The organism is Paraburkholderia sp. Ac-20347, assembly GCF_017104805.1.
In the GTDB taxonomy this organism is placed as follows: Bacteria; Pseudomonadota; Gammaproteobacteria; order Burkholderiales; family Burkholderiaceae; genus Paraburkholderia; species Paraburkholderia tropica.
Map to the genome: position 1 here is coordinate 1 of NZ_JAAGPN010000401.1, position 5304 is coordinate 5304.

General features: G+C 66.4%; 6 protein-coding genes and 1 pseudogene. 2 read left to right on the plus strand and 5 right to left on the minus strand.

The annotated features are described in order from the left end of the window. Positions 1-102 precede the first annotated feature (102 nt). A pseudogene (locus G3N97_RS36280) lies at positions 103-972 on the minus strand (GAF domain-containing protein); the annotation flags it as partial. 276 nt (positions 973-1248) lie between these two features. Here G3N97_RS36280 and G3N97_RS36285 point away from each other — a divergent pair. Continuing rightward, complete coding sequence (locus G3N97_RS36285; protein WP_205997616.1) at positions 1249-1467, plus strand: DUF2964 family protein; 219 nt, start codon at positions 1249-1251, stop codon at positions 1465-1467. A 336-nt stretch (positions 1468-1803) separates the two neighbouring features. Next, positions 1804-2097, plus strand: a complete 294-nt coding sequence (locus G3N97_RS36290; protein ID WP_074981329.1) for a DUF1488 domain-containing protein — start codon at positions 1804-1806, stop codon at positions 2095-2097. 128 nt (positions 2098-2225) lie between these two features. On the opposite strand, the gene G3N97_RS36295 is transcribed toward G3N97_RS36290, so the two are convergent. The 4 genes from G3N97_RS36295 to G3N97_RS36310 all read right to left on the minus strand — a co-directional run. Continuing rightward, entirely contained in the window at positions 2226-2759 is a 534-nt protein-coding gene (locus tag G3N97_RS36295; RefSeq protein ID WP_205997617.1) for a cytochrome b, read from the minus strand. 215 nt (positions 2760-2974) lie between these two features. Then, positions 2975-4276, minus strand: a complete 1302-nt coding sequence (locus tag G3N97_RS36300) for an NCS2 family permease (protein WP_205997618.1) — start codon at positions 4274-4276, stop codon at positions 2975-2977. Positions 4277-4725: 449 nt separating this feature from the next. Then, positions 4726-4989 carry a DUF4148 domain-containing protein gene (locus G3N97_RS36305; RefSeq protein ID WP_205997619.1) on the minus strand — a complete coding sequence of 88 codons (264 nt, stop codon included), beginning with the start codon at positions 4987-4989 and terminating at the stop codon, positions 4726-4728. Positions 4990-5090: 101 nt separating this feature from the next. After that, on the minus strand, positions 5091-5304 hold a 214-nt coding region (locus G3N97_RS36310), incomplete at its 5' end, for a helix-turn-helix domain-containing protein (protein WP_205997620.1).

A 5304-nucleotide genomic window follows, 5' to 3' on the forward strand; every position in this document is an offset into this window, starting at 1 on the left:
GGCATCGCGCGCGGTCTGGGCGGCGCTCGCGGCGTTCGTAGCGTTCGACGCGCCCGCGGACTGGCCGAACGACTGCGCGCCCAGCGTCTAAGCGCCCGGCGTGCCTCGCGCGACCACGCGCACGCCGCTCGGCAGCGTCAGCGTGACGGGCTCGCCGCGCGCGCGGGTCAACTGCTGCATGAAGGCGGCGAAGGGCTGGCCGAACAGCGCGTCGAAGCCGCGCGATTGCAGCGTGGCGAGCGGCGAGCCGAACTGGAACAGCGCGCTGCGGTTCGCGCAGAGCAGCGTGCCGTCCGGCGCGAACGCGGCGAGGCCTTCATAGAGCGTGCCGATGAATTCCGCGCGCGCGTGAAATTGCAGCCGCACGGCGGCGGCGAATTCGATGTTGAACAGATGGTTCTCGATCATTTGCGCCGACATCCGCACGAGCGCGAGCGTGTGCTTGTGAAAGCCGCGCGATTCGCCGCTCACGTCGAGCGCGCCGAGCGTGCGGCCCCACGGATCGGCGATTGGCGCGCACGAGCAGGTGAGGATGTGGTTCGCGCGCAGGAAGTGCTCGCCCGCATGCACGATGGTGGGCTGGGCGTCGACGAGCGCCGTGCCGATCGCGTTGGTGCCGCGGTCGCGCTCCGCCCACGAGACGCCCGGACGCAGCGCCACGCGCCGCGCCTTTTCGACGAAATCGGTATCGCCGAGACTGTGCAGGATCACGCCGTTGCGGTCGGTGAGCAGCACCATGCTTTCGGTATCGACGATCTGCGCGTGCAGCGCGTCCATCACGGGCCGCGCCTGATGGTAGAGCGTGTGATTCGCGTCGAGCAGGTCGCGCAGGTCCGCGCCGCCGAGCGGCTGGAAGTCGGGCGCTTCGCTCGCGCGCAGGCCGAGCGCCAGCGAGCGCGCATGCGCCTGGGCGATCGTGTCCGCGCGCGCCGCCTCGGGCGGCTTGACGGTGACGGAGGGGCGTCGGGTCACTCGTGTCTCCAATCTTGTGTGGCTGCGCTGCGCCGCAACAAGCCGGCGCGCGCCGTGATGCCTCGCCTCATGGTACAGGAAGGGCCGCGTGCGCCACATCGGGGCGAATCCGGGCGTTTCGGCGATCGGTACGCGGGCGCAAGTGCTGCTTGCCTTTATGCGCGCGAGTGCCAGGATGAAGGAAGGGATGCGCCTCGCGCGCGTTCCGGCGGCGGCGCAGCCGGCAGTTGGGCGGATGGGATTTCGGGTCGTCGCGGCTCCCTTGGGGAGTGCGTCATGGTCTATGGCGAATTCAGGATCCTGGTGGCGGCGCTCGCCGTCTTCGCCGCGCTGGCGGGTCTCGCGGCCGCAATTCACGGTCTCCTCTTCGACAGGCACGACTTCGTGGTCTACGGCATGGTGACGGTCGGGGGCGGCATCGCCGCGTTCGTCGCCATGCTGACCGTGCATCCGAAAGATCTCGAGATCGAGCATCGGCAGCATCGCGAGTCGTGACGTTGCGCGTCGTCACGTTGCACTGACGCGTGCCGGTCGTTGCGATGCAACATGCGCCCACGCGAAACGCGTGCGGAGGAGGCGCGCTTATGCGTGCGCGCGACTCGCAGCCTGGGCGGCAAAAATCGGGCCGCCACGAAGGTTTCGTCCGTGTGACAAAGTCGACCTTGCAGGCCGCAGGAAGTGTCCTACAGTGAATCCAATCAACCGCCGCAAACGTGTCGCGCAAGACGGCACCCGCGGCGGTCGGTGTTTTGATCCGCGCGCAAGCCGAGGAGGAGCAACGTAGTGTGACGATGGCGCGGCCCGCAGACCCTCTCAACCTGAGGCATTCCCATGCAGATCCAGTTTCCGAATGAAGTCCCTGAGTACTCGGGACGCGCACTGACGTTGGCGTTTCCGGCGATGATCGATGGGGAGAGGGTCGAATGTACGATCACGGCGGCGGCGCTCGAAGATCACTATGGCGCGGCGTCGACGCGCGCCGAGGACATGCTCGACGCCTTCGACCATCATCGCGAGAACATCGAGGCGGTCGCGCGCCGGCTACTCTCCGAAACGCGCGCGCAGTGCCTGACGCTGCGCAGCGGCTACGTGCGCTTCGTGCAGGCGCACGGCATGCTGTCCTGAGCGCTCGATGTTTGATTGATGCCTGAATAATGCGCTGAAATCGCCGCGCAACGCCGGACGACACGCTCCGGCGACCCACCACGCCACGCGCCCGCCAGACGGGCGCGTGGTCGTTTTGGGAGCACGCTTCAGATCATGCGGCGCAGCGTGTTGTCGCGGAACACCAGATGGTGCGCGATCGCGGCGAGCGCGTGCACGCCGATCACCCAGTAGAACGCGTTGCCGATCAGTTCGTGCGCGTCTTTGAGGAACTGGCGCGCGACGGGGTCGGCGCCCACCAGCACGATCTGCAGATTGACGCCCGCGAGCGTGACCGGGCGGCCGCCGGCGTTGATCATCAGAATGCCGAGCAGCGGCTGCACGAAGATGAACAGATAGAGCGCCAGATGCACGAGCCGCGAAAGGAAGGTGAGTACGCGATTCGAGTCGATGTCTTGCGGCGCGCCGTGCCAGAGCCGCCACAGGAGCCGCAGCACGGCGAGCGCCAGAACCAGCGTGCCGCACCAGAAGTGCACGTTGCTCCAGAACGCGCGGCTGTCCGAGCCTTTCGGGCCGCGTATTTCGATCGCCAGATACGCCAGAGCGACGAGCAGGAAAATGATCCAGTGAAAGACGATGGCGGGCTTCGAATAGCGTTCGGCGGCGGCGGGGTAACTGGCCACGGGCGGCTCCTTTGTGCGGGGATCGTTCTGGTGTGAATTCCTAATGATAAGTAGCCAGCGCGATGGCGTGCGGCTGCATGACCGTTTAGCTTGATGTGGCTACCGGCGATTTGTCCCGAAGCCCTTTGCAGCGCGGATGTAAACGCAAAACGGGCGGCTCTGAGGCCGCCCGTTTCGTTTCGCGTAACGCACGCGCAACTATGACCGCGCCGGCGTCATTCGCCGCCGAGGTAGAAGTAGCGGAACAGGAACACGGCCGCGATGATCCAGACGATCAGGCGCACGTCGCGCAGACGGCCCGTCAGCAGCTTCAGGCCCGCGTACGAGATGAAGCCGAACGCGACGCCATTGGCGATCGAGTACGTGAACGGCATCGCCAGTGCGGTGAGCGCGGCGGGCACGACTTCGGTGGCGTCGTCCCAGGGCAGGTCGGCGAGTTCGCGCAGCATCAGGCACGAAACGTAGAGCAGCGCCGGCGCGGTCGCGTAGGCGGGCACCACGCCCGCGAGCGGCGCGACGAACAGGCAGGCGAGGAACAGCACGGCCACGGTCAGCGCGGTCATGCCCGTGCGGCCGCCCGCCTGCACGCCCGAGGCGCTTTCGATGTACGCCGTCGTCGACGAGGTGCCGAGCACCGAACCCGCGAGAATCGCGGTGCTATCCGCGAGCAGCGCGCGGTTCAGACGGTGCATCTTGCCGTGCACGAGCAGGCCGGCGCGGTTCGCGACGCCCATCAGCGTGCCGGTCGCGTCGAACAGTTCGACGAGGAAGAACACCAGCACGACGTTCAGGATGCCGGTCGAGAGCGCGCCCTTGATGTCGAGTTGCAGGAAGGTCGGCGCGATTGAGGGCGGCGCCGAGAAGATGCCGTGGAACTGGTTGCCGCCGAAGAAGAACGACAGAACCGTCACGCCCACGATGCCGATCAGGATCGCGCCGCGCACCTTGAGCACGTCGAGCGTCACGATCACGAAGAAGCCGATGATCGCGAGAATCGTGTGCGGATCGTGCAGGTTGCCGAGTGACACCAGCGTGGCCGGATTGCCGACGATCACGCCCGAGGTCTTCAGCGAAATGATCGCGAGGAACAGGCCGATACCCGAGGTGATCGCCACCCGCAGCGAGTGCGGAATCCCGTTGATGATCGCCTCGCGCACGCGCAGCAGCGTGACGATAAAGAACAGGCAGCCCGAGATGAACACGGCGCCGAGCGCGGCTTGCCACGTGAAGCCCATGCCCTTGACCACCGCGTACGCGAAGTATGCGTTCAGGCCCATGCCGGGCGCGAGCGCGATCGGATAGTTCGCGTACAGGCCCATGACGATTGACGCGAGCGCCGCGACGAGGCAGGTGGCGACGAACACCGATTCCTTCGGCATGCCGACGTCGCCGAGGATCGCCGGGTTCACGAAGATGATGTAGGCCATCGTGAGGAAGGTGGTGATGCCGGCGAGCACTTCGGTGCGCAGGTTCGTGCCTGCCTCTTCGAAGCCGAAATAGCGTTTGATGGCGTCCATGAAGGTTGGGCCTTGAGAATCGAGCGGTTGATTTGTTGTTGGGATCGGCGTCGGCGGGCGGGCGGCGGGGCGCGTCCGGATCGCGCGGATCGTGTGGTTGAAGCGGTTACGGGCGGGATTGTAAACAATTGTCCGCGCCGCGCAGAAATGCCGTTGCGAAACGCGTGGAAGCGCTGCAACAGTGCGTGCTGTAAGGATAGAAAGGGATGCACGCGCAACTTCCGTGCGGCGGGGGAAACGGGTCGGTAATGGGGAGTAATGCAGGGACGATTGTAAGGAAACGTGTGCTGGAAAAATGCGATCGGACGAGCATCGCCCAGTGAGGCATTCCGGGCACAAATTTCACACACCGGTCGGCCTTTGAGGGGCAGACCGTCATACCCGCCGGGAGCGGGTCCGGCGCGCGCGAGCGGCGGCGCGCCTGCGTGCTTCTAAGTCCTGCCTGGCGCTTACTGAGCCGATTGCGGCATGCCGCCCGCTGCGCGCGCCGCGCGGCGTTGCGCGACGATGGCGCCCGCGCGTTGCGCGTTTTCGGGGTAGTCGATCCAGTCGAGCGGATCGTAGCCCGCGGCGCGCCACTCGGCGAGATCGGCGCGCACCTGAGCGCGCGTCATCGGCTGCGCGGGGTTGTAGGTTTGCGCGGAAGCCGGCAGCGAGGCGAAGCAGCACGCGGCGGCGAATACGCCGACCGCGGCACGTGTGAGGGGGTTCATGATGAGGCCTTTCGTATTAGGGATAACCCTTAAAAGTATAGACGGTATCCCGATAATCGAAAGGTGCGATTGAGTCCGTGTGTTATGCCGTGCGCATGATTTCAGCCCCGCCCCACGGCGCGTTCGCGCGATTGACGGTATTCGCCGGGACGCATGCCGGTCCACTTGCGGAAGGCGCGGTGAAAGGCGCTCGGCTCGGCGAAGCCGACGGCGGCCGCCACGTCGGCGACCGCGCGCGCCGGGTCCTGCAGCGCCGCGAGCGCGAGATCGCGGCGCAGTTCGTCCTTGATCGTCTGGCAACTGTGGCCTTCCTGA

Coding starts and splice junctions, on each gene's coding strand:
- G3N97_RS36290 (WP_074981329.1), top strand. CDS start 1,804: ATGCAGATCCAGTTTCCGAATGAAGTCCCTGAGTACTCGGGACGCGCA.
- G3N97_RS36305 (WP_205997619.1), bottom strand. CDS start 4,989: ATGAACCCCCTCACACGTGCCGCGGTCGGCGTATTCGCCGCCGCGTGC.
- G3N97_RS36300 (WP_205997618.1), bottom strand. CDS start 4,276: ATGGACGCCATCAAACGCTATTTCGGCTTCGAAGAGGCAGGCACGAAC.
- G3N97_RS36285 (WP_205997616.1), top strand. CDS start 1,249: ATGGTCTATGGCGAATTCAGGATCCTGGTGGCGGCGCTCGCCGTCTTC.